The following is a 21,923-nucleotide window of genomic DNA, read 5'->3' as shown; positions in this document are numbered from 1 at the left end:
CTGCAGCGGGTGTCAGGGCCATCCCCAGTCATGCCCTGGGGTTTGGTTGTCGGTCCGTCGGGCGCTCGGGCGCGGTGCCATCCTGGGCGGATAATCGTCGTCGCATTGTTTGACTATGGAGAGTCCAGATGAGCGGACGTACTTTCCGGCCTTCGCGCCGAACGGTGCTGACTGCGGCCGGGGCCGCGGGCCTGATGTGCGCGACCGAGGGCGTTGCTGTTGCCGGCGGGGACGGCACTGAGCGTGCCCTTTCCATCGGACGGAGCAGCCGTGTGCAGTTGACGTTGCCGAGACCGGACGGCCGGCTGCCAGTCGGGACGATGTCGCTGCAGCTGATCGACCACTCACGTCCGGATCCGTGGACCTCGCCGGCGCGGCGCGAACTGATGGTCAGCCTGTGGTATCCGGCGCAACACACTCGCGGTTTCCGGCGCGCGGCGTGGCTTCCGCCGGCCGCGACTGCCCTCTACCGGCAGCAGGTCAGCGCGGGTCTGCACACGTCGCTGGACGCTGTCGACTTTCCGGTGACTCATGCCTACGAGAACGCCCCCGCTCGCGCCGGTCTGCGTGGCTATCCGGTGGTGCTCTTTTCTCCGGCGTACCGTACGCCGCGGGCGCTGGGAACCGCGCTGGTCGAGGACCTGGCGAGCCGTGGGTTCGTGGTCGTGACAGTCGATCACACGCACGAGGCGTCGATGGTGGAGTTCCCCGGAGGGCGTCTGGAGCTCAGCCGGCAACCGGCCTCGCCGACGGAGCAGGACATCAGCACCGCGCTGGACGTACGCCGACGCGACGTCAGGTTCGTACTGCGTGAGCTCGCGAGGCTGGCCTCCGGGGGCAACCCCGACGCCGAGAACCGTCGGCTGCCACCCGGCCTGCGAAGCTCTCTGGACCTGTCGAGGGTCGGCGTCTTCGGCCATTCCCTGGGCGGGGACACGGCCGCCGAGGCCATGGCGCAAAACCCGTGGATCGCCGCCGGTGCGAATCTCGACGGTAGCTTCAGCGGCACTGTCGCTGCCACCGGCCTCGACCGGCCGTTCTTGCTGATGAGCAACGCCGGCCACGGACGCGACAACGACCCGTCCTGGGCACTGTTCTGGTCACACCTTCGCGGCTGGCGCCTCAACCTGCGCCTGCGCGAATCCGGGCATCAGACCTTCACGGACCAGTCTCCGTTGGTGCAGCAGCTGGAAGCGGCCCTCCCGATCCCGCCGCAGGTTGTCGCCGCGCTGACCGAGGCCGTCGGCACAATCGACGCCGATCGAGCCGTCGCGGCAGAACGCGCGTACCTGGGCGCATTCTTCGACCTACACCTGCGCCACCGCGACCACCACCTACTGTCCCAACCATCCAGGCGATACCCGGAAATCGAGTTCATCCCCTGAACCGGCCACCTACCGCGGGAACAGGGCCGTCGCGAAGTCTCCGGCGGAAAGTGAGCGGGTCATCTCGACCAATCACGCGCATGCGCGAGTTGGAGACTGCCAGCGACGGCAGGGAGAGGACCTGGTCGTTGTGCCAAGGCACCTCTGAGATTCAGAGGTTGGTGATCGCGCGGCGATCAGCGGTATGCGCATCAGGTAGCCATTAGTTCCGTTTGGTGTCGTAGGCCCACATTGCGACTTCGACGCGGTTGCGGGCGCCGAGTTTGGTCATCAGGGAGGCTACGTGGGACTTGACGGTGCTCAGGCCGACGTAGAGCTCGGTGGCGATTTCGGCGTTGGTGCGGCCGCGGGCTAGCAGGGTGAGGACCTGCTCTTCGCGGTCGGTGAGGGGGGCGAAGGGCTGGGGTGGCACTGCCGGTGCCTGGTCGGCGAAGGCGGCGAGTAGGCGGCGGGTGACGTTGGGGGCGATCAGCGCGTCGCCGCTGGCCGCCGCGTGGATGGCCTGTACGAGGAGCGCCGGGCCGGCGTCCTTGAGGAGGAAGCCGCGGGCGCCGGCGCGGAGGGCGCCGAGGACGTACTCGTCGAGGTCGAACGTGGTGATCACGACGACAGCCATTGGGTCCGCCACGTCCGGTCCGGCCAGGCGCCGGGTGACCTCGACGCCGTCGAGCCCGGGCATCCGGATGTCGACGAGGAGGACATCGGGGCGCAGCCGCGTCGCCAGGTCGAGCGCCGCAAGCCCGTCTGCCGCCTCCCCGACGACCTCGATGCCGGGTTGCGCGTCGAGAATCATCACCAGGCCGGTTCGCACCAGATCCTGATCGTCAGCTACGACAACACGGATGCTCATCCGAACGCCTCCACCGGTGAGGCGGTCACGATGCCGGTGCGTGCCAGGTCCGGGTCGTCGGCTATCACCATACGGATGCTCATCGCAGTGCCTTCGTTGGTAAGACGGCCTCTACCAGCCAGCCGCCCTCGGGTGCTGGGCCGGCGGAGAGGGATCCGCCGAGGAGTTGGGCGCGTTCGGCCATGCCGAGCAGGCCGAATCCAGGTCGAGGAGGCGGTCCCGGCTCGGTCTGGCCGTTGTCGCTGACGGAGAGTTTGACGGTGTTGCCTTCCCGGCGGACGTCGATGCTGACACGGGTCGCGCTCCGGGCGTGCCGTACGGCGTTGGTCAGCGACTCCTGCGCCAGTCGATAGAGCGCGGCGTCCACGGGTCGTGCCAGCTGGGTCAACGCACCGTCCAGCGAGACCTCGACGGTGGGCGTCGCCTCCGTACGCGCCAGAGCAGGCAGGTCCGCGACACCAAGCTGCGGTGAGTAGGCGGTGGCTTCGTCTTCACGCAGTAGCTGCACCATGGATCTCATCTCCGCCAGGGTTCGCGACGCCTCACGTTCGATCGCGGCCAGTACCTCAACTGCCTTCTCCGGCCGCAGACCGGCGACCACGCCACCGGCCTGCGCCTGCACCGCGATGGCCGAGACGTGGTGGGCCACAGTGTCGTGCAGCTCGCGCGCCAGCGCCACCCGCTCCTGATTGCGGATCTCGCGCTGTTGGCGACGCCAGAGGTCCGCGCGGTAGCGGAACACCACCGCGAGGGCGACGACCAACAGCAAGAGCACGCTCCCGCCGAAAACCTCGGCCCGGCCCGCGGTGGTGGCGTACATCCCCAACACGACGACGACCGTCACGTACGCCGTACCCAGGACGATCTCGCGGCCCGAACCCCATCGCACCAGGGAGTAGAGCAGGATCAGGACGGCCGACATGGAGTCGAGGCCGAGGTCCCCGGCGTGCACGGTCAGCTGGAGGACCGAGAGCAGCCCGGCGACGCCCCACCCGGCCAGGGCGGCTAGTAGGGGTCGGCTCCGCCGCCAGAGCAGGACGGCCATCAGCGCGAGGGCGAGCACCGTCACAACGGGTCGCCAGGCCAGGCTCGGCCGGGCGATGCCCTCGATCAAGGCGGCGGCCGCGAGTGCGCCAATCAGCAGCCAGTCGAGCCGGCCGATGGGTGGGGCGTCAGCAGGCCGCGGCTCATGCCAGATGGAGCGCCGGAGAGTGACCACGGCTCCAGCCTAGGGTTCGGCGCGGGTTCGCCGTACCAGCCGAAAGGACTAGAGACAGATCATGCCATCGGCCAGGCGAACCCCGGCCTCCGGGCCGAGGCGCCCGCCCGCCGCGCCAGGCGATCGTGGACCCACTCGATCATCACCACGACAACGGAGCCCACGATGACAACCCGTCAACCCGCCACCGCCATCGCCGCCGCCGCCCTGGCGGACCAGCCGATCTCGGTGCGAGCCAAGCTCGCCGCAGCGTGGACAAGTTTCATGTTCCTCTACGCGTACGTGGACATCCTCAACTTCTTCACACCCGGCGTCGTCGAAGACATCCTCAACGGCAAGGTCTTCGACTTCGACCTCTCCCAAACCTTCTCGACCACCGCGCTGACCCTGATGGCCATCCCGATCCTCATGATCGTCCTGTCGATGACCCTGCCAGCCAGGGCAAGCCGCATCACGAACCTCACCGTGGCCTCGCTCTACCTCCCGGTCACGGCCTTCAACGTACTGGGCGAGTCCTGGCTGATCTTCTACGGCCTCGGCATCGCACTGGAACTTATCCTTCTCCTCTTCATCATCCGGTCCGCCTGGACCTGGCCCCGGACGATCGTGGACGTCGCGGGTTAGGCGGCGCGGAGGAGTAGGTGGATTTGGCTGTGGGTGGCTAGGCCGCCCAGGGCGTTCAGGGCTGTGAAGGTCAGGGGGATGTCGACGGTGGTGGGGGAGTGGAGGCGGGCGCGGATGGCCAGGTCCTGGCGTGGGGCGCCGGTGATGGTGGGGGTGGGGAGGTCGAGGTCCAGGCCGGGTACTGGGTCTGTGGTGATCGACAGCGGGCCGGTGACGAAGCCCTCGTTGGTCAACGTGATGGGGATGGGGTGCCACTCGTTGGGGGTGAGGGTGGGGATGGGGGCCGTGGTTCGGGTGACGTTGACGCGGGCCTCGGGGTTGATGGTGATCGCGATGGGGGCGTCGGTTTCCACTGGGCCTGAGCAGCCGCAGGTGCGGTCGGGCTGGGTGAAGAGGAACGCTGGGAGCTCCGCGCCGGTGGATCGGGCGGCGGGAGGAGCGCCGATGGGGCGGAGGTCCTCGGGCTGAGGGTGGGCGGGATGCGTGTTCGTGGGATGGGCGCAGGCGCCGGCGGAGATTCCGTTGGTCGGCGTGGTCGGCGTGGTCGGCGTGGTCGGCGTGGTCAGGGGTGTGGGGTGTGTGGGGGTGGGCATTAGTTGGGCTCGCACTCGTTTTGGCGGGACTTGTAGATGGCTTGGGCGTTGTCGTAGGCGGCGCGGGCCGTGGGGCGTTCGGAGTCGCGGATGAAGCCGGATTTGGCGGTCCAGAGGGCGTCTACCGAGTCGTGGAGCCATTGGGCGCTGCGTTTGGAGGCGCGGATGGGGCGGCCGGCGAGTTCGACGAAGATGGGTTGGGTGTGGACGCTGCGGAGGATGCGGAGGGCCACCCAGGAGGAGCGGTCCAGGGGGATGTCGAAGGCGACGTCCTGTTCGGTGCCGTCGGCAACTAGTTCGTGGGTGGCCACGGGTTCGCCGTTGACGACCAGCTCTACGACGACGGTGCGCGTACCTGGTACCCGGGAACGCTCCAGGTGCCAACCGACGGGGGCGCTGTACGCGGGGCGCGTGGCGGGCGGTACGGGCGGGTCCTCGGGTAGCCAGGCGGCGACCGTCGCGGTGACGTGTACGGGGCCGGCCGTGTCGGTGCGGTGTTCGCGGTCGAGTGAGCCGTCGACGGCCAGGTTGAAGATGTGGCTGCGGCCGTCGCCGAAGTACGAGGTGCCTTCGCGCAGTGCGGCGATCCACGATTCCAGGGCCCGCGGTCCTTGTGGCGGTTCGGTCATGCGTACGTAGGTACGCCCCACGCCGGGACCGTCGTCGTACACGCAGGGGTAGTCGGTCTCGCCCAGCATCAAGGTGCGGTAGCCGACGTTCAGCAGGTGGTACCAGATGTTCAACTCGGACGCCGGAGCGAACTGGCTGCCGCACTGGAAGTCGGCCGCTCCGTGCGGTACGTCCACGATGATCTCGTTGGAGCCGATGCCCTGGAATGACGGGACGATGTAGTTGGGCAGCTCGTCGGTGCCGACGGACAGACCGATGCCGCAGTGCGCGTAGCCGACCAGTGCGTTCTGGTCGTGGCCCCACTGCATGATCGGCAGGTTCCAGGACGGCCAGTCCTCGATGACGGACGTACCCGGGTAGTCCTGGTCAGTGAGTCCGAGCAGAATCGCATGACCTGAGTGGCTTGAAGGAAAGCCGGACACCTCCACGTCGTACCGCAGTAGGCTCTTGCTGTCCTGATCCGTCGGTTGTGGTTGCCAGTCCATGCCTTGTGCGGCCTGCATCTCCGCGTACTCGAGCTCCGACGGCGGACTGATCGAGCTACCGCTGAAGAACTGCTTTTGGTGGTAGTAGCACGGTGCCCAGGTGAGTACGCTGCCCAGCGCGAGCCCCTCGCCTCGTACGTGCCGGATCATCGTCTCCGGTGTGACACCTTCGCTAGGGACGTTGTAGTGCGAGCAGCCGCCGGCGTGGATGTGCGGATCGCCGGAGTAGTACCCGTGGCTGGTCGGATCGATCCAGCGGTCCAGTGGGACTGCCACTGTGGTGGTGTCCGGGTCAACGTTCAGCTCCAGCCGGACCGGGCGGTACTCCGGGCCGCGGAGCGCCGTGATCTCGTACGCGCCGTCGGGCAGCCGGATCGGTTCACCGGTCGCGCGGTAGACGTGCTCCTGGAAGAACATGTCCGGTGCGAGGCGCATCCCCTTGGACGGGTACGACCGGCCTTGCGAGTCGCGTACGGTGATCGAGGCCATGCAGCTGGCGCCGTCCGGTTCGCGGATGTCGAAGCTGATGTCCCGTGCCGGTACGCAGTCGAACTCGAACGACGCGCCGATGTCCTTGGTCTCGAACATGGCCTGCAGGTTCGCGAGCATCTCCGGTGGCCGGCTGAAGCTCTGGTGGCCGCGATGATCCGCTACGCCGAGCATCAGACCACCCGAACGGGTACCGCTGTCGCGGCTGTACAGGCTGATCACCGCGTACTCGACCTCGAGGCCGGAGACGGTACTGGACCCGGCGATCGTGGATTCCAGCCAGGCCTCCTTGATCCGCGGAACCTCGGTCAGCGTGTCGTGCAACGCGATCCGGGCGGAGTGACTCCGGTAGTCGATCAGCCCGTACACGCCCTTGGTCGGCGTGATCAGCTCGCCTTCGAGGCGGTGCGGATTCACGACGCGTACGAGGAAACTGCGCCACCCGTGCTGCACCAGCTGAGGAACCGCGGCGCCGGCGGACGTGGTCGTGGTCCCGTACTCGTCGAGTGACGCGTCCACCAGCACGAACGGCTGCAGCAGCTTCTCGACCGCGCTGACGCGTTCACTGTCCCCGGCGGTACTACCAGCCAGCGCCGATAACTGCGAACTCACCTCAGCCGGCACCGGATCCCCCGACTCCGCGAGCGTCTTCACGGCCCTCACAGCCGAAGCGACAAGCGGCTGAGCGGCGACTTCAGGCATAAAACCCTCCCGGCAGAACCAACCAACCCGACCCGAGCCAGGCTAGCCGCCCGGCCACCACCAAACCCACACCTTCTCGCCAGCCGGGCGACTCACTCGGAGTTCATAAACCCGGTTGACGGTGATGACAACGTACTGCTGCTGATGCGGTTGGCGCCCAGGGCACGCAAGGTGAAGGGTCAGCCGGTTAATGGCTGAAGGCGGTGGATGCCGGTGTCGATGTCGGCGATGGAGGGGGCGGCGGCGTAGCTGAGGCGTACGTGGGGTGGGCTGTTGTCGGTGGGGTAGTAGTTCTCGCCGGGAGTGACCGCGACGCCCAGGGCCATGGCGGACGAGGCGAGCTGGCGGCCGTCGTGGTCGCGGGGGAGGGTGAGCCAAAGGTGGTACCCACCCCGTGGTTCGAAGGTCAGCGCGGACGGGCCGAAGGCGGCGGCGACCGCGCTGACGGCGACCGTTCTGCGCTCGGTCAGCGCCAGAGCGAGCGTGGTGAGGGCGCGATTCCAGCCGGAACCGGTCACCAGATCCAGTGCGGCGTACTGCAGTGGTGCAGGTATGAACATGGTGTCGATGACATGTACCGCCCGGAGTTTCGCGGCGACCGGGCCGCGGGCCGCGATCGCGCCGACGCGAAGGTTCGACGAGGTCACCTTGGTCAGCGAGCGGACATGGATGACCGTGCCGTCCGGATCGTCGGCGATCAGCGGCGGCGGCGTCGGACCGCTGTCGGTATGCGTCAGGTACCGCGCGAAGTCGTCCTCGATCACGAACGCACCGTGCCGCCGCGCGATCTCCCGCAACTCACCCTGCCGCCCAGCCGAGATCGAAATGCCGGTCGGGTTCTGGAACAGCGACTGCACGACCACGACCTGAGCGCCGGTACGGGTCAGCGCATCATCCAAGTAGTCGGCGCGAAGTCCATCGGCGTCGAGCGGTACGGGCACCGGCCGCAGGCCCGCCGCATGCACGGCGGCAATGATCCCCGGGTACGTCGGCGACTCGATCACGACTCGCCCACCAGGCGAGCAGATCGCCCGCAAGCTGATCGCCAACGCGCTCTGACCGGCACCGCAGATCAGAATGTCGTGCCGGCTGAGACCACCGCCGATCGCGGTCGCGAACCAGTCCCGCAGTTCCGGTACGCCACCCACCGGCGGCCGATCCCACGCCTCCGGCCGACGTGCCGTACGGGCGAGCGCGGCGGCCAGTTTTGTCAGCGGTTGCAGATCCGGATGCAAGTACCCGGCGTTCAGGTCGATGACGTCGGGTTCGACGATCGACAACGTGCCGAGCATCCCGGCCGACTGGAAGCTCCGCGCGGAGTCGATCCCCAGCGTCGCGTCCTGCCAGGAGGTGTCGCCGCTGCGCTGCGTGGGCTGCGCGGAGCTCCGGAACGTACCCGCGCCCGGCCGGGTGACGACGAGACCGCGCTGCGCGAGGATCGCCAGGCATTGCGAGACAGTAGTAGCGCTGACCCCGAATCGCCGGATCAGCTCCCGGTGCGCCGGAATCCTCGTACCAGGAGGGATGCCGGCGATTTCGCGGGCGACTGCATCGGCAAGTTCCTGGGCGCTGCTACCGTTGGACATGAGTATCGAGCGTAGCGCTATCGCCGAACGTACGGTATCGCTACTGTCCAGCGGATCAGTCCTGGCCGCCCTCGGCGTACTGAGCTTCTCGCTGAGCTTCCCCGGCACGGTGTTCGCTCTCGACGGGTTCGGTCCGTGGAGCGCGACGGGCGTACGCGGGCTGATCGCCGCCGTCCTTGCCGGCGGGTCCCTCCTGATCGCCCGAGTCCGGCTGCCGGATCGCTCCGACTGGACCGCGCTCGCCGTCGTGGCCGGTGGCTGCGCGATCGGATTCCCATTGTTGACAACCCTCGCACTGCAGACGTCGTCGTCAGCGCATTCGGCGGTGGTCATCGGTGCGCTCCCGATGGCGACCGCGATCATCTTCGCCGCCCTCAACCGGCGCCGGGAGCCACTGCTGTTCTGGGTGGCGGCAGCGCTCGGTGGGGCGACGATCGTCACGTTCGCGCTGCTGCAGAACAACGGCCGGCCGACCATCGCCGACCTCTACCTCGCGGCCGCGCTTGTCGTCTGCGCGGCCGGGTACGCCGAGGGTGGCCGGCTGTCCGCGCACCTGCCGGGGTGGCAGGTGATTGCCTGGGCGGTCGTGGTGGCCGCGCCGATCAATCTCGCGGTGGCCGCGTGGGCGTTGCCGCACGAGTCCGTACACCTGACCGCGAAGGCGGTGGCCGGAGTCGCGTACATCGGGGCGATCTCGCAGTTCGGCGGATTCGTCGTCTGGTACCGGGGGATGGGGCTGATCGGAGTCACCAAAGCAAGCCAGTTGCAGCTGGCTCAGCCGCTGCTCACCGTGCTCTGGTCGATGCTCCTGCTCGGCGAGCACGTCGGACCGGCCGTACCGATCACCGCCGTCATCGTGCTTGCCTGCATTGTCGTCACCCAGCGGGCGAAACGGGCGGAGCGGCAGGCAGCTCAACCTTGACCTGCAGACCGCCGGTACGGCGTGGCGTGAGGGTCAGCGTGCCGTCATGAGCTTGCGTGATGCTCTTGACGATCGCCAGGCCGAGGCCCAAGCCCGGATGGTCGGTTTGCGTACGCAACGCGCCGCGCTGGAACGGTTCGGTCAAAGTGGAGACGAGTTCCGCGGACAGCTGGTCGCCGGTGTTCTCGACGATGAGCGAGACCGTACCGGCGTGGGCGTTGGTGGTGACCCGAACGGTGCCGTGCTCCGGCAGATTGTGGACAATCGCATTGTGAACCAGATTCGTCGCGAGCTGCAGTAGTAATGTCGACGATCCGATGGTGATCGCGGCGCTGCCGCTCGTCTCGATCCCGACGCCGTGCCGCGCCGCGAACGGGTACAGCGTTTCGGTGGCTTCCTCGGCGGCCAGTGACAGATCCACCTGCTGACGCGTGAACGACCGCTGATCGGCGCGGGCCAGGAGCAGCAGTGCCTCGGTCAGGTCGATCGCCCGCGTGTTCATGGCGCGGAGGCGGTCGTCCAGTTCGTGGGCGTCGCGGCGAGGGTCCTTGCGGGCGACATCGAGCAAGGTCTGAGTGATGGCGAGCGGCGTACGCAGCTCGTGGGAAGCGTTGGCGGCGAAGCGTTGCTGCTCGGCGACGTGCGCCTCCAGCCGCGCGAGCATGCCGTCGACGGCGTCCGCGAGCTCGCGGATCTCGTCCTTGCGACCGGTCAGCTCGATCCGGTGCGACAACGATCCGCTGGTGGCCAGGCGAGTGGCCGCGGTGATGCGGTCCAGCGGCCTGAGCATCCGGCCGGCCAGGAACCAGCCGCCGACCAGGCCGAGCACCAGCAGGATCACCATCACCACGAACGCTCTGGGGGCGAAGACCCGCAGGAGCTCGGACCGGATCGGGAACACGCCGTCGACGAACGTCGCGCTGCCGGGAATGATCAGCACCCGATCGGGCACGTAACGGAGCAGGAACACCCAGACGGCCGCCAGCAGCATCACCCCGGCGATCATCAGGCACGCGGCATAACTGAGGGTCAGTTTGAGCCGCACACTCAAGCCTGGCTGCCGATCCAAGGTCGTCTCACTCACCTGAGCTCGCGGAGGTCAGTCGATGGGGAAGTCGAAGTAGGTGTTCGGGTACGGTTCGTCGCGCAGCGTGTAGTGCCACCATTCCGACTCGTATCGCTGGAAACCACACGATGCCATGACCGACGACAGGGTTTCACGATTCCGTGACTCGGCCGCGGTGATTCCCGGTGCGCCGTGGTGCGAGATGGAATCCATCAGATCATGCTCACCGCCCATTGCCGCGAGTTCGCCGGTGTCCAGGTGGTACATGGTCAGGTCGACGGTACTGCCGCGGCTGTGACCGGATTTCCGGGACACGTACCCCTGATCGATGATCTCGGTACGTTCGAGGTTCGGGTGATAGCGCAGTTTGGTCCGGCTGTCGTCCGGCTGGGTCGACCAGCGCAGGAACGAATCGACCGCGCGCTGCGGGCGGTAACCGTCCCAGAGCAACAGGCCGAAGCCGAGCGGTTCGGCCTTTTCGCGGGCGTTCGCCAGCGCCGTACACAATGCCCGGGTGCCGACGATCCGATTCGCGAGGTACCCGTCGACCGGTTTGCCGGTGAAGTTGTCCCAGGTGGCGTACTTCGAATCCCAGCGAATACCGGACGTCACCTCGTCCAGGAAGACGAATCCGGATTTCATTGCTGTTTTCCTGTCAAGGCCAATGACACCAGCCGGTCGATCACCTCGGACAACGGGAATCCGGCGGCGGCCATCATTCTCGGGTACCGGCTGTACGACGTCAGGCCGGGCAGCGTATTCACCTCGTTGAGCACCACCGACCCGTCCTCCTTGAGAAACAGGTCGACCCGGGAAAGACCGCGGCAACCAAGCGCCCGGTACACCGTTTGCGCGGTTTCCTGCACGAGCGTACGCGCGGCCGCGGGAATGTCGGCCGGCACGATGGGGATCGAGTTCTCCGACCCGGTTTCCGGCGACGTTTCCTGATGGATCTTGAAGAACCCGTGGGTGAGCTTGATGTGGTCGACCTCGCCGATGGTCAGGTCGAGCTCGTTGCCGAGAACCGCGCAGCCGACCTCGCTGCCGACGACCGCCGCCTCGATCAGCACCTTCGTGTCGTACTGACGCGCGGTCTCGAGCGCGGCCGGCAGTTCCTCGGCGCGCTCCACCTTGCTGACGCCGAAGGACGATCCCGAGCGGGCCGGCTTCACGAAGACCGGGTAGCCGAGTTGGCCGGCGTCGATGGTCTCGTCGGCGGACACGGTCCAGAAGTCCGGCGTGGCGACGCCCGCGTCCCGCGCGACCAGGTACGTGAGCGTCTTGTCGATCGACAGCACCGAGCTCTGGATGCCGCAGCCGGCGTACGGGATGCCGGAAAGCTCCAGTAGACCTTGAATCGCGCCGTCCTCACCCTGTTTCCCGTGCAGAACCGTAAGGATCACGTCGAGGTTGACGGTGCTGTACTGCCCTTGCCGGATCCGCGATCCGAGCCGGTCGGATTCGAGCACGAGCAACCCGCGGACGTTCCGGTCCGGTGACAGGATCGCCGACCGGGACTCGCCGCTGAGCGATGGGCCGTCGCACAGCCGCCACGCGCCGCTTTGGGTGATCCCGACGTAGTACGGCTCGTACTTGTCCAGGTCGAGCTGCTCGGCGACCTGTTGCGCGGACTTGACGGAGACCGGGTGTTCCTCGGAGACGCCGCCGAAGAGGATTCCGATTTTCAACCTAGACATGCTGATTCCTGCTTTCGAACTTCAGGCAATTGACGATGGAGTTCTCGACGAGGTCGCGGAGCGCGTGATCGGTGTAATAGGCGGTATGCGGAGTGATCAGGACATTGGGCAGTTGCTGGAGCCGTAGCAGCGGTTTGCTGTCGATCGGCGTACGGCTGCGGTCGGCGTAGAAGATTCCGTCCTCACCTTCGACGACATCGAGCGCCGCGCCGCCGAGCCGGCCACGCTCCAATGCGTCGACCAGGGCGTCGGTGTCGATGAGTCCGCCGCGTCCGGTGTTGACGAGAAACGCACCTGGTTTCACTCGGCCAATGCGCTCACGATTCAACAGGTGATGCGTCTCGACCGTGAGCGGCGTATGCAAGGTGACGATGTCGCTGCACCGCAACAGCTCGTCCAAGGGGACATAGTCGGCCGGCGTTCCAGGACGGTTGTCCGCGGCAAGTACCCGGCAGCCGAAACCACGCAGCCGTTCCAGTACGGCGGCACCGATCCGTCCCGTACCGATCACCCCGACGGTGAGGTCACGCAGTTCCCGCCCGCGCGTCTCGTGCAATCGGTAGTCGTGCACTTCGGCGCGACGCAGCACGATCTTCGCGTTCCGTACCGCCATCAGCATCAGCATCAACGTGTAGTCGGCGACGCTGTCCGGTGAATACGCGACGTTCCCGACCGAAATGCCGATACTCGCCGCGTACTCCAGGTCGAGGTGGTTGTAGCCGATGCTCCGGGTGGAGATGTACGTGACGCCGGCCCGGCTGAACGCGTCGAGTGTCGCGTTCGTCAGCGGGGTTTTGTGGCCGATGCTGACGCAGCGATTGCCGAACGCCAGCTCCGCGGTACTTTCAGTCGCCGAAGCGGCGGTCAGCGTCGGCAGTACGCCGAGGCTTGGTGCCAACTGCTGAAACAGGACGGCCTCGTCCGGTTCGCAACCGTAGACGGTGATGCCGATGGCCGGGGCGTGGTTCATGCCTCACAGTCAAGTACGCGTGGTGTTGTCGTCGCGTATCCGGATTTCGATATGCCGACGACATGTCCTGGTCCGCCACCAGCGGTTCGACGCGAGCGCGGCCAGCCCGGCGCCGACGGTGTTCACGAGTACGTCGTCGATCGACGAGACGCGGTCCAGGCGGAAGACGTACTGCGCGAGCTCGATCAGCACCGAGACGCCCGCCGCGAGGGCGATCGCCCGCGGCAGCGTGGCGAACGCGCGGAACCGCACGGGCGCGAAGGCGCCGAGCGCGGCGAGGAGCAGCAGGTTGCCGATGAGCTGTGGCGGCGATGTCGTCATCAGGTCGTGGAACGGGATCAGACTCACCCGGCCCGGTGCGGTGCCCGCGTGGCTGCCCGGCAGCATCGTCAGCCAGACGGTCGGCAGCGTCCCGTAGACAATGCCGACCTCGGCGATCGACCGGCGCCACGCCCAAGGCCGCTCGGTGCCGCCGGCGATCCGGAGGCGGGCCAACAGCCAGACCGCCAGCGCGGCCAGCGGCAGACAGATCACTGTCAGCTGAGCGACGCCGGTGAAGGTGAGCAGCCAGCCGTGCCAGCCGTGCAGTATCACCGGGCAAGCCAACACGACTGGGCGTTACATCCGTGTATCGAAAACCCGATACACGGACGATATGCACGGTGTGCGTTACCGCTTCCGGCGGTGCTCGCGCTGCCGCATGTACAGGTCGAACGCCCGGTACACCAGTGGCCGCAGCGGCAGATCCCACTCGCCGACGTACCGCACCGCCTGGCCGCCCGTACCGACCTTGAACTGGATCAGGCCGACGTGCGAGTCGGCGGCGTCGAGCGTCGGCGTGATGCCGCGCAGGCTGTACACGTCACAACCCGCCGCGAGCGCGTCCTGGATCATCGCCCACTGGCAGGCGTTCGAGCCGCGGACCTCACGTTTCGCGGTGGACGACGCGCCGTACGAGTACCAGGCCTGCGCCCCGACCCGGACCATGATCGCCGCCGAGACCAGCGAGCCGTCGTGATGCGCGAGGTACAGCCGGATGCGCCCGGGGCCGAGCGCGGCGAACATGGTCTCGAAGTACTTCAGTGGTCGTGGCGTGAACTGATCGCGCGCGGCGGTCTCGACGTACAGCTCGTGGAACGCCTTCAGATCGTTGCCGACCGCAACCTCGACGCCCGCCTTGGCAGCCTTCTTGAGGTTGCGCCGCCAGAGCTGATTCATGCCGCGAAGGAGGTCGTCCTCGGTCTTCCCGGCCAGCGGCAGCTCGAAGTTGAACTGCGGATGCCCGGCCCCGAACCCGTCCTCCGGACTCTGCGGCAGCCACCCGCCGTCGCGCAGCCGGCTCGTGACCAAGGCGCCGAGTGGATCGGTCTGACTCGGCAGGTCCGTGAGCCGCTCGACCGCCGGGTCGGCGACGCCCTCCTTGACCTGCGTCGCAGTCCAGACGTGCGTACGCACCGGCGGACCGAGCCGGATCGCGAAAGCCCCATTCGCCCGCAGGTACGTGGCCAACGGACCGAGCCACGCGTCGAGATCACCGGTCCAGTCGATCACCGGGCCTTCGGGCAAGTACGCCAATGTGTAGCGCTCCAGCCGCGGTACCGGGCGATGCAGGACCAGCCCCGCGCCGACCAGCTGCCGACCGTCGCGCCAACCGAGCGACTCGCTGCGCCACTCGGTCTTGACGCGCGCCCACTCCGGCGATTGTAGAAAGCTGACAATCCGCTGATCTTGTACGAAGGCCAGGTGGTCGTCGGCGCTGATCGGACCGACCATGAGCGTCACTGCTGCATCCGCGGGTCGTGCGTCGGGTCGGCGTACATCGGTGGGCAGCCGTTGACGACCGCATCCGGGCGGAGCTCGTAGTGCCACGGCTCGTTCGCGTAGATCTGGCACAGGCCGTACTTGGCGCCGTGCTTCGAGAGCCAGGTGGTGGCGTCGGATCGGCCGAGGTCGACCGCGCGTCCCGCGACGTGCGGCGAGGTGGTCGGCGTGGCCACCCACCGCGCGGCCTCCTCCTTCGAGCCGTACTTCGTGATCGCTTCGCGAAGCAGGTGCTCCTGGTACGCGGGGGACCGCCATCCACTGTTGACGAAGAACCGCACGCCGTCGTCCTTGGCAGCCGTCGCCGCCTTGCGTAACGCGAGCAGCAGATCCGTGTCGAGATTGATCACACCGGGGACCTGGTCATCGAACACCGTCACCCCAGCCGGCATCGCACCGTCGGCCGTCCCGAGCGCGGACGCGGACGACGACGCGGAGGTGGACGACGCAGAGCTCGATACGGCCGGGTACGTGGACTGCGCCAGCAGCTGATGGACGAAGACGCCGATCACCGCCACGTTGGCGACGATCAGGACGGCGCGGACGGTCGATCTGGTTCGGCGGTCGGTGGCCGGTCTGCTCGCGAACATGACCCAAGCCAAGTCGTTGCCCTGTTGCCCGCGCGTATGGGCTTTCCGATACGCCGACGATATGGCCGAACCTCGTACCATCGGTAGCGTGCGGGTGCTGATTGTCGAGGACGAGGCAGAGATGGCGGGTGCCATTCGCGATGGGCTGCGCCTGGAGGCGATCGCCGCCGACATCGCGGGGGACGGAGACACGGCGCTCGAACTGCTGAGCATCAACACGTACGACATCGCCGTCCTGGACCGGGACATCCCCGGCCCGTCCGGGGACGAGATCGCCAAGCGGATAGTTGCCTCCGGCAGCGGTATGCCGATCCTGATGCTGACCGCGGCCGACCGGCTGGACGACAAGGCGTCCGGGTTCGAGCTCGGCGCCGACGACTATCTGACCAAGCCGTTCGACCTGCGGGAGCTGGTACTCCGGTTGCGCGCGCTGGATCGCAGGCGCGGTCACAAGCGGCCGCCGGTACACGAGCTCGCCGGGCTGCGGCTGGATCCGTTCCGGCGGGAGGTGTACCGCGACGGGCGGTACGTCGCGCTGACCCGGAAGCAGTTCGCGGTGCTCGAGGTGCTGATGGCGGCCGAAGGCGGGATCGTCAGCGCGGAGGAACTGCTCGAACGCGCCTGGGACGAGAACGCCGACCCGTTCACCAACGCCGTCCGGATCACCGTGTCGGCGCTCCGCAAGCGGCTCGGCGAACCGTGGCTGATCGCGACCGTGGCCGGCGTCGGGTACCGGATCGAGGACGGCGACGGTGGATAGGCAACCCGGCCTGAGCGTACGGCTGAAGCTCACGCTCAGTTATGCCGCGTTCCTGATGGTCGCCGGCGCGCTGCTGCTGATCGCCGCCTGGGTCGGGCTGATGCAGTTCAAGTCCAGCGGAGTGGTGATCATGACCACGACCGACAGCTTTCCGCGCCTGCTGATCCGCTCGTTCGGCCCGGCGGCGCTCGCGGTGGCCGGGTTCCTGCTGGTGTTCGGCCTGGTCGGCGGGTGGATTCTGTCCGGCCAGATGCTCGCGCCGCTGACCCGGATCACCGACGCGACTCGTACGGCCGCGTCCGGCTCGCTGTCGCACCGGATTCGGCTGCCTGGACCGAGTGACGAGTTCCGCGAGCTGGCCGACGCGTTCGACACGATGCTCGCGCGGCTCGAATCGCATGTCGCCGAGCAGCAGCGGTTCGCGGCGAACGCGTCCCACGAGTTGCGTACGCCGCTGGCGATCACCCAGACCCTGCTCGATGTCGCGCGGAACGATCTGGATCGCGACAACGGCGTCCTCGTGGATCGGCTGCGGGCCGTGAACACGCGGGCGATCGACCTGACCGAGGCGCTGCTCGTACTGAGCCGTGCCGGTCAGCGGTCGTTCACGCGGGCGCCGGTCGATCTGTCGCTGATGGCGGAGGAGGCGACCGAGACGCTGCTGCCGCTGGCCGAGAAGCGCGGTCTGAGCATCGAAACCACCGGCGACGCGGCCGCGACGATCGGTTCGGAAGCACTGCTGCTGCAGCTGACCACGAACCTTGTCCACAATGCGATCATTCACAATCTGCCCGACCGCGGAAACGTTTGGGTCACGACCAGTGTTCATCCCCGGCTGGTGGAGCTCACGGTCGAGAACACCGGGGCGGAGCTCGCAACGGAAGCGGTGGCGACGTTCGTGGAGCCGTTCCAGCGTGGGGCGGAGCGGATCCGGTCCGATGACGAGGGCGTCGGGCTCGGGCTGGCGATCGTCAAGAGCATCACCCGCGCGCACGATGGGTTCCTGACGCTGGCGCCGCGTCCCTCCGGTGGGCTGCGGGTGACCGTGCAGCTCCCGGCGGCCTGATCAGCCGTTGTCGAGGCTGTTTTCGAGGCCGCTGTCGAGGCTGTGATCGAGGTGGTCGGCGTGGAAGAGCGCCTGGGTGAGCAGACCCTGGACGTGGTGGTCGGCGGCCGAGTAGTACACGAACGTGCCCTCGCGGCGCCCTTTGACCAGGCCGGCCAGGCGGAGCTTGGCCAGGTGCTGACTGACCGCGGTGGGCGCGGCGCCGGCCAGCTCGGCGAGGCACGCGACCGACGACTCGCCTTGCAGCAGGGCCCAGAGGACCTTGATCCGGGTCGGGTCGGCGAGCAGGCGGAACGACTCGGCCGCGAGGTGGACCTGTTCCTCGTTCGGCATCTCGAAGTCTTCGATCGACGAGTGCATGGGTCGATCGTACGTTGCCTGCCTGGTCACGCATATGCATGTGTGCGCAGGTCGACCCAGCCAGTAGGTTGTGGGCGTGGTTTCGTGGATGGAGCGGCGGCAGGTCGCCGTGTACGTGGCCGCGCTGGTGGTTGGTGCACTCGCCGGACTGATCGTCCCGAGCGCCGGACCTGGGCTGGAGCACGCGATCAACCCGGTACTGGCCGCGTTGCTGTACGTGACGTTCTTGCAGGTGCCCGCCCGCGAATTGGTGCGAGGCCTGCGCGCCGGACGATTCCCGGCGGCCGCGCTGGTGGTGAACTTCGTGGTCGTACCGGTGGTGGTGGCTGGAATGTTCGCGTTCCTGCCGAACGATCAAGCCGTCCGGCTCGGCGTACTGCTGGTGCTGCTCGCGCCGTGCGTCGATTACGTGATCGTGTTCAGCGGTTTGGCCGGCGGGAGTAGTCAGAAGTTGCTGGCGGCAACACCTTTGTTGCTGCTGGCACAGATCGTGCTGCTGCCCGCGTACCTTTGGCTGTTCCTGGGCTCGGACCTGGCGAAGATCGTCGAACTCGGACCGTTCGTGCACGCGTTCGTGGTGCTGATCGTGATCCCGCTGACGCTCGCGTGGCTGACCCAGGCCCTGGCGGCCCGCCGACGGCCGGGCCTGACGGCCGCCTTGAGCACCAGCATGGTGCCGTTGATGGCCGCGACCCTGTTCACCGTGGTCGCCTCCCAGGTCCCCAAGCTCGACGGCCGCGTCGGCAAGGTGGTCGCGGTGGTCCCGTTCTATGTGGCGTTCCTGATCGTGATGGCGTTCGCCGGCCTCGCCGTCGTACGCCTGTTCCGCCTCGACGTACCGTCCGGCCGCGCGATCATCTTCACCGGCGCGACCCGCAACTCCCTCGTCGTACTCCCACTGGCGCTCGCCCTCCCGGACCACCTCGCGATCGCGGCGGTCGTGGTCGTCACGCAAACCCTGGTCGAGGTGCTAGGCATGGTCGCGTACGTACGCGTCGTGCCGCGGCTTCTCAGTGGTGATGTGCGACCAGCTGGTGCGCCGGGCTCGCGTCCGTGACCAGTGGCTCGATGTGGATGGTCGCCGAGGTGAGGCGGCGTACGCCGTGAATGAGCGCGTGCTCGACCTGGTGACTGAGGTGATGCGCGTCGACGAGCGAAGTGGCCGAATCGACCGTGATCCGGGCCTCGGCGCGCAGGCTGTGACCGATCCAGCGGAGCCGGATACCCGGCACGTCGACGACACCGGGTGTGGCGCGGATGATCTGCTCGGCCTGGTCGACCAGCGCGGGATCGACGGCGTCCATCAGCCGGCGGTACACCTCGCGGGCGGCGTCCCGCAGCACGAACAGGATCGCCACCGTGATCAACAGGCCGACGATCGGGTCGGCCAGCCGGAATCCGAGCCAGGCACCGATCGCGCTGAGCACGACGGCCAGGCTGGTGAACCCGTCGGTCCGGGCGTGCAGCCCGTCGGCGACCAGCGCGGCCGAGCCGATTCGCCGGCCGGTACGTATCCGGTACTGCGCGACCACCTCGTTGCCGAGGAATCCGACCACGCCCGCGACGATCAGTACGCCGACGTGCCGGACGTCCGACGGATGGATGAACCGCCGCACCGCCTCGTACCCGGCGTACGCGGATGACGCCGCGATCAGGACCACCACGACGATCCCGGCGAGATCCTCGGCCCGGCCGAAACCATAGGTGTACGCGCGGGTGGCGACACGCCGGCCGACCAGGAACGCGATCGCGAGCGGGATCGCGGTCAGCGCGTCGGCGTAGTTGTGCAGCGTGTCGCCGAGCAGCGCGACCGAGTTGGTGTACACCACGATCACTGTCTGGATGATCGCGGTCAGCATCAGCCCAGCGAAGCTGATCTTCAGGCAGCGCAGACCTTCCCGGCTCGCTTCGAGCGCGGAGTCGAGCCGGGCGGAGCTGTCATGCGAGTGCGGTACGAAGAGCTCCTTGACCTTCGCGGCGAAACCGTGCCCATGCCCGTGGCCGTGACCATGTCCGTGACCATGTCCGTGGCCGTGCCCGGTACCTGCCTGCTTATCTGCATGCATGCGCAGATAGTAAACAACCAAGCGTCCCGGCAACAAGGCAGGCCGCGCCGAGGGGGCTGGTAAGCGTTATCCAGGTGTGTTTGGATGGACGGCGGATTGGCCAGTTGGATCGGACGAACCGCTAAGGACTGATATGTGGACGCTGTCGGGATTCGCTGACGAGATCGACAAGGACTTCGAGACGCAGTGCCAGGTGCTCGGGAAGCTCGGGGTGAAGTACGTCGAGTTCCGGAGCGCGTGGGGAGTGAACGTGCTCGATCTGACCGACGAGCAGCTCGGCGAGGTCAAGGCCCTGCTCGACCGGCACGGGATTCAGGTGTCCGCGGTCGGATCGCCGATCGGGAAGATCAAGATCACCGACCCGTTCGAGCCGCACTTGGAGCGGATGCGCCGGGCGCTGGACGTGGCGGAGCGGCTGCGGACGCCGTACATCCGGGTGTTCTCGTTCTTCCTCCCGGCCGGTGACGACCCGGCGAAGTACCGCGACGAGGTGCTGCGCCGGATGGCCGCGCTCGCGAACGAGGTCGGCGATCGGCCGGTGGTCCTGGCGCACGAGAACGAGAAGGAGATCTACGGCGACATCCCGAGCCGCTGCCTCGACCTCATCGAGTCGGTCGGTTCGGACAAGCTGCGTATGACCTGGGACGCGGCCAACTTCGTGCAGTGTGGCGTACGCCCGCACAGCGAGGGCTTCGACCAGCTCCGGCCGTACCTGGAGTACGTCCAGATCAAGGACGCGATCCTGGCCACCGGCGAGGTCGTACCGGCCGGCGAAGGTGACGGCGAGATGATCGACACGCTGCGGGCGCTGCGAGCGGACGGCTTCGACGGGTTCTTCTCGCTCGAGCCGCACCTGCAGTCGGCCGGCAAGTTCGGCGGGTACTCCGGCGCCGACCAGTTCGAGCGGGCGCACAAGGCGTTCACCGGTCTGCTGACCCAGGAAGGGATCGAGTTCGCGTGACCGAGACACCGTTGCGTTTCGCCGTCCTCGGCTGCGGCGTGATCGGCAAGCATCACGCGGCCGTGCTCGACGAGGTTCCGGGCGCCGAGCTGGCGGCCGTGATCGACATCGATCCGGAGGCGGCGCGGGCGCTGGCCGAGAAGTACGGCGTGCCCGCGTACGAGAAGCTGGACGAGGTCCTCGCCCTGGCCGAGATCGACGCCGTCGCCGTCTGTACGCCGAGTGGCGATCATGCCGAGCAGGCTGTCGCCGTGCTGCGCGCGAACAAGCATGTCGTGGTGGAGAAGCCGATCGACATCACGATGGAGGCGGCCGACGAGCTCGCCGAGGCCGAGCGGAAGTCGGCCGGGCGGGCGACCGTGATCAGCCAGCACCGGTTCGACCCGGCCAGCCAGGCCGTCCGCGCCGCCGTGGTTGCCGGCGACTTCGGGCCGCTCACGTCCGCGGTCGCGAGCGTGGCGTGGTGGCGGAGCCAGGCGTACTACGACTCCGGCGCGTGGCGCGGCACCAAGGAGCACGACGGCGGCGGCGCGCTGATGAACCAGAGCATCCACACGATCGACTTGCTGGTCTGGATGCTCGGTGAGCCGGTCGAGATCACCGCGTACGGCGCCCTGCTCGCGCACGACCGGATCGACGTCGAGGACACCGCGGTCGCGATTGTCCGGTTCGAGAGCGGCGCGCTGGCAACGATCCACGGCACCACCGCCGCGTACCCGGGAACCAGCGCGCGCCTGCAGGTGCACGGCGCCCGCGGCTCCGCCGTCATCGACGACGACCGGCTGACGTACTTCCACGTCGCGGCACCCGACGGTGAGGCGCCGGCGTACGGCGGGGGAGACACCAACCAAGCCGAGCAGGCGGCCAGTACGGGCCAAACCGCCGGTGCGGACCCGTCCGCGTTGTCGAACGCGCACGGCCTGCAGTACGCCGACTTCCTGGACGCGATCCGTAACGACCGCGAACCGCTGGTGACGGTCGCCGAAGGCAGCCGGACGCTCTCCGTGGTGCTGGCGATCTATGAATCGGCCGCCAGCGGCGAGGCGGTCACCCTGCGGAGCTGACCCACCTGACGTACGCC

22 protein-coding genes are annotated in these 21,923 nt (G+C 67.7%); 8 read left to right on the top strand and 14 right to left on the bottom strand.

The genetic code is table 11. The annotated features are described in order from the left end of the window. Positions 1–128: 128 nt before the first annotated feature. A complete protein-coding gene (locus HDA44_RS08625; RefSeq protein WP_184832775.1) occupies positions 129–1,385 on the top strand; it encodes an alpha/beta hydrolase family protein in 1,257 nt (418 codons plus the stop codon). A gap of 202 nt (positions 1,386–1,587) precedes the next feature. Here the strand turns inward: HDA44_RS08625 and HDA44_RS08620 are convergent, their stop codons facing one another. Then, positions 1,588–2,235 (bottom strand): response regulator, encoded by a 648-nt coding sequence (locus HDA44_RS08620; RefSeq protein WP_184832774.1) that lies wholly within the window; start codon positions 2,233–2,235, stop codon positions 1,588–1,590. A 79-nt stretch (positions 2,236–2,314) separates the two neighbouring features. Further along, positions 2,315–3,454 carry a histidine kinase gene (locus HDA44_RS08615; RefSeq protein ID WP_184832773.1) on the bottom strand — a complete coding sequence of 380 codons (1,140 nt, stop codon included), beginning with the start codon at positions 3,452–3,454 and terminating at the stop codon, positions 2,315–2,317. Between the two features lie 165 nt (positions 3,455–3,619). On the opposite strand from HDA44_RS08615, the gene HDA44_RS08610 reads away from it, so the two are divergent. Then, positions 3,620–4,078 (top strand): DUF6326 family protein, encoded by a 459-nt coding sequence (locus HDA44_RS08610; RefSeq protein ID WP_184832772.1) that lies wholly within the window; start codon positions 3,620–3,622, stop codon positions 4,076–4,078. Here HDA44_RS08610 and HDA44_RS08605 read toward each other — a convergent pair. The 3 genes from HDA44_RS08605 to HDA44_RS08595 all read right to left on the bottom strand — a co-directional run bounded on the left by HDA44_RS08605 (position 4,075) and on the right by HDA44_RS08595 (position 8,563). Further along, positions 4,075–4,431 carry a hypothetical protein gene (locus tag HDA44_RS08605; protein ID WP_184832771.1) on the bottom strand — a complete coding sequence of 119 codons (357 nt, stop codon included), beginning with the start codon at positions 4,429–4,431 and terminating at the stop codon, positions 4,075–4,077. The two genes, HDA44_RS08610 and HDA44_RS08605, sit on opposite strands and share 4 nt — an antisense overlap. A 239-nt stretch (positions 4,432–4,670) precedes the next feature. Further along, positions 4,671–6,938: a CehA/McbA family metallohydrolase gene (locus tag HDA44_RS08600; RefSeq protein WP_337905740.1), complete on the bottom strand. Its 2,268-nt coding sequence runs from the start codon at positions 6,936–6,938 to the stop codon at positions 4,671–4,673. Between the two features lie 218 nt (positions 6,939–7,156). Continuing rightward, positions 7,157–8,563, bottom strand: a complete 1,407-nt coding sequence (locus tag HDA44_RS08595) for an aminotransferase-like domain-containing protein (RefSeq protein ID WP_184832769.1) — start codon at positions 8,561–8,563, stop codon at positions 7,157–7,159. On the opposite strand from HDA44_RS08595, the gene HDA44_RS08590 reads away from it, so the two are divergent. Continuing rightward, positions 8,562–9,485, top strand: coding sequence for a DMT family transporter (locus tag HDA44_RS08590; protein WP_184832767.1), 924 nt, complete (start codon positions 8,562–8,564; stop codon positions 9,483–9,485). The genes HDA44_RS08595 and HDA44_RS08590 overlap by 2 nt on opposite strands. On the opposite strand, the gene HDA44_RS08585 is transcribed toward HDA44_RS08590, so the two are convergent. The 7 genes from HDA44_RS08585 to HDA44_RS08555 form a co-directional block, all read right to left on the bottom strand. Further along, entirely contained in the window at positions 9,439–10,569 is a 1,131-nt protein-coding gene (locus HDA44_RS08585) for a sensor histidine kinase (protein WP_337905739.1), read from the bottom strand. The genes HDA44_RS08590 and HDA44_RS08585 overlap by 47 nt on opposite strands. A gap of 15 nt (positions 10,570–10,584) precedes the next feature. After that, positions 10,585–11,193, bottom strand: coding sequence for a D-Ala-D-Ala dipeptidase VanX (gene vanX / locus HDA44_RS08580; protein ID WP_184832765.1), 609 nt, complete (start codon positions 11,191–11,193; stop codon positions 10,585–10,587). Beyond that, positions 11,190–12,248, bottom strand: a complete 1,059-nt coding sequence (vanA, locus tag HDA44_RS08575; protein ID WP_184832763.1) for a D-alanine--(R)-lactate ligase — start codon at positions 12,246–12,248, stop codon at positions 11,190–11,192. The genes vanX and vanA overlap by 4 nt, the downstream gene beginning before the upstream one ends. Further along, entirely contained in the window at positions 12,241–13,218 is a 978-nt protein-coding gene (locus HDA44_RS08570; protein ID WP_184832761.1) for a D-isomer specific 2-hydroxyacid dehydrogenase family protein, read from the bottom strand. Before HDA44_RS08570 ends, vanA begins: the two co-directional genes overlap by 8 nt. A gap of 9 nt (positions 13,219–13,227) precedes the next feature. Further along, positions 13,228–13,812, bottom strand: coding sequence for a VanZ family protein (locus HDA44_RS08565; protein ID WP_319041483.1), 585 nt, complete (start codon positions 13,810–13,812; stop codon positions 13,228–13,230). A gap of 75 nt (positions 13,813–13,887) precedes the next feature. Then, positions 13,888–14,991, bottom strand: coding sequence for a lipid II:glycine glycyltransferase FemX (locus HDA44_RS08560; protein ID WP_202888025.1), 1,104 nt, complete (start codon positions 14,989–14,991; stop codon positions 13,888–13,890). A 5-nt stretch (positions 14,992–14,996) separates the two neighbouring features. Next, positions 14,997–15,629 (bottom strand): M15 family metallopeptidase, encoded by a 633-nt coding sequence (locus HDA44_RS08555; protein ID WP_184832757.1) that lies wholly within the window; start codon positions 15,627–15,629, stop codon positions 14,997–14,999. 88 nt (positions 15,630–15,717) lie between these two features. Here HDA44_RS08555 and HDA44_RS08550 point away from each other — a divergent pair, with 88 nt between their 5' ends. Next, positions 15,718–16,389 (top strand): response regulator transcription factor, encoded by a 672-nt coding sequence (locus HDA44_RS08550; RefSeq protein ID WP_184832755.1) that lies wholly within the window; start codon positions 15,718–15,720, stop codon positions 16,387–16,389. Then, the gene (locus HDA44_RS08545; protein ID WP_184832753.1) at positions 16,382–17,455 is read left to right on the top strand and encodes an ATP-binding protein; all 1,074 of its coding nucleotides are present in this window, start codon (positions 16,382–16,384) and stop codon (positions 17,453–17,455) included. Before HDA44_RS08550 ends, HDA44_RS08545 begins: the two co-directional genes overlap by 8 nt. Here HDA44_RS08545 and HDA44_RS08540 read toward each other — a convergent pair whose 3' ends face one another. Continuing rightward, entirely contained in the window at positions 17,456–17,815 is a 360-nt protein-coding gene (locus HDA44_RS08540; RefSeq protein ID WP_184832751.1) for an ArsR/SmtB family transcription factor, read from the bottom strand. Between the two features lie 76 nt (positions 17,816–17,891). On the opposite strand from HDA44_RS08540, the gene HDA44_RS08535 reads away from it, so the two are divergent. Beyond that, positions 17,892–18,872 carry a bile acid:sodium symporter gene (locus tag HDA44_RS08535; RefSeq protein WP_337905736.1) on the top strand — a complete coding sequence of 327 codons (981 nt, stop codon included), beginning with the start codon at positions 17,892–17,894 and terminating at the stop codon, positions 18,870–18,872. Here HDA44_RS08535 and HDA44_RS08530 read toward each other — a convergent pair. Then, the gene (locus HDA44_RS08530; RefSeq protein ID WP_184832749.1) at positions 18,826–19,881 is read right to left on the bottom strand and encodes a cation diffusion facilitator family transporter; all 1,056 of its coding nucleotides are present in this window, start codon (positions 19,879–19,881) and stop codon (positions 18,826–18,828) included. The two genes, HDA44_RS08535 and HDA44_RS08530, sit on opposite strands and share 47 nt — an antisense overlap. Before the next feature lie 133 nt (positions 19,882–20,014). Between HDA44_RS08530 and HDA44_RS08525 the strand changes: the two genes are divergently transcribed. Both HDA44_RS08525 and HDA44_RS08520 read left to right on the top strand, forming a co-directional pair. Next, positions 20,015–20,842: a sugar phosphate isomerase/epimerase family protein gene (locus HDA44_RS08525; protein WP_184832747.1), complete on the top strand. Its 828-nt coding sequence runs from the start codon at positions 20,015–20,017 to the stop codon at positions 20,840–20,842. Then, positions 20,839–21,906 carry a Gfo/Idh/MocA family oxidoreductase gene (locus HDA44_RS08520; protein WP_184832745.1) on the top strand — a complete coding sequence of 356 codons (1,068 nt, stop codon included), beginning with the start codon at positions 20,839–20,841 and terminating at the stop codon, positions 21,904–21,906. The genes HDA44_RS08525 and HDA44_RS08520 overlap by 4 nt, the downstream gene beginning before the upstream one ends. Positions 21,907–21,923: the final 17 nt, after the last annotated feature.

Source organism: Kribbella solani, from assembly GCF_014205295.1.
Taxonomy (GTDB): domain Bacteria; phylum Actinomycetota; class Actinomycetes; order Propionibacteriales; family Kribbellaceae; genus Kribbella; species Kribbella solani.
Note: the sequence above shows the minus strand (reverse complement) of the source record. Positions and strands in the feature narration are given on the sequence as shown.

Bases quoted from the DNA above. Each gene is read 5' to 3' on its own strand.
- HDA44_RS08625 (WP_184832775.1), top strand. From the start codon at position 129: ATGAGCGGACGTACTTTCCGGCCTTCGCGCCGAACGGTGCTGACTGCG.
- HDA44_RS08620 (WP_184832774.1), bottom strand. From the start codon at position 2,235: ATGAGCATCCGTGTTGTCGTAGCTGACGATCAGGATCTGGTGCGAACC.
- HDA44_RS08610 (WP_184832772.1), top strand. From the start codon at position 3,620: ATGACAACCCGTCAACCCGCCACCGCCATCGCCGCCGCCGCCCTGGCG.
- HDA44_RS08590 (WP_184832767.1), top strand. From the start codon at position 8,562: ATGAGTATCGAGCGTAGCGCTATCGCCGAACGTACGGTATCGCTACTG.
- HDA44_RS08595 (WP_184832769.1), bottom strand. From the start codon at position 8,563: ATGTCCAACGGTAGCAGCGCCCAGGAACTTGCCGATGCAGTCGCCCGC.
- vanX (WP_184832765.1), bottom strand. From the start codon at position 11,193: ATGAAATCCGGATTCGTCTTCCTGGACGAGGTGACGTCCGGTATTCGC.
- vanA (WP_184832763.1), bottom strand. From the start codon at position 12,248: ATGTCTAGGTTGAAAATCGGAATCCTCTTCGGCGGCGTCTCCGAGGAA.
- HDA44_RS08570 (WP_184832761.1), bottom strand. From the start codon at position 13,218: ATGAACCACGCCCCGGCCATCGGCATCACCGTCTACGGTTGCGAACCG.
- HDA44_RS08560 (WP_202888025.1), bottom strand. From the start codon at position 14,991: ATGGTCGGTCCGATCAGCGCCGACGACCACCTGGCCTTCGTACAAGAT.
- HDA44_RS08555 (WP_184832757.1), bottom strand. From the start codon at position 15,629: ATGTTCGCGAGCAGACCGGCCACCGACCGCCGAACCAGATCGACCGTC.
- HDA44_RS08540 (WP_184832751.1), bottom strand. From the start codon at position 17,815: ATGCACTCGTCGATCGAAGACTTCGAGATGCCGAACGAGGAACAGGTC.
- HDA44_RS08530 (WP_184832749.1), bottom strand. From the start codon at position 19,881: ATGCATGCAGATAAGCAGGCAGGTACCGGGCACGGCCACGGACATGGT.
- HDA44_RS08525 (WP_184832747.1), top strand. From the start codon at position 20,015: ATGTGGACGCTGTCGGGATTCGCTGACGAGATCGACAAGGACTTCGAG.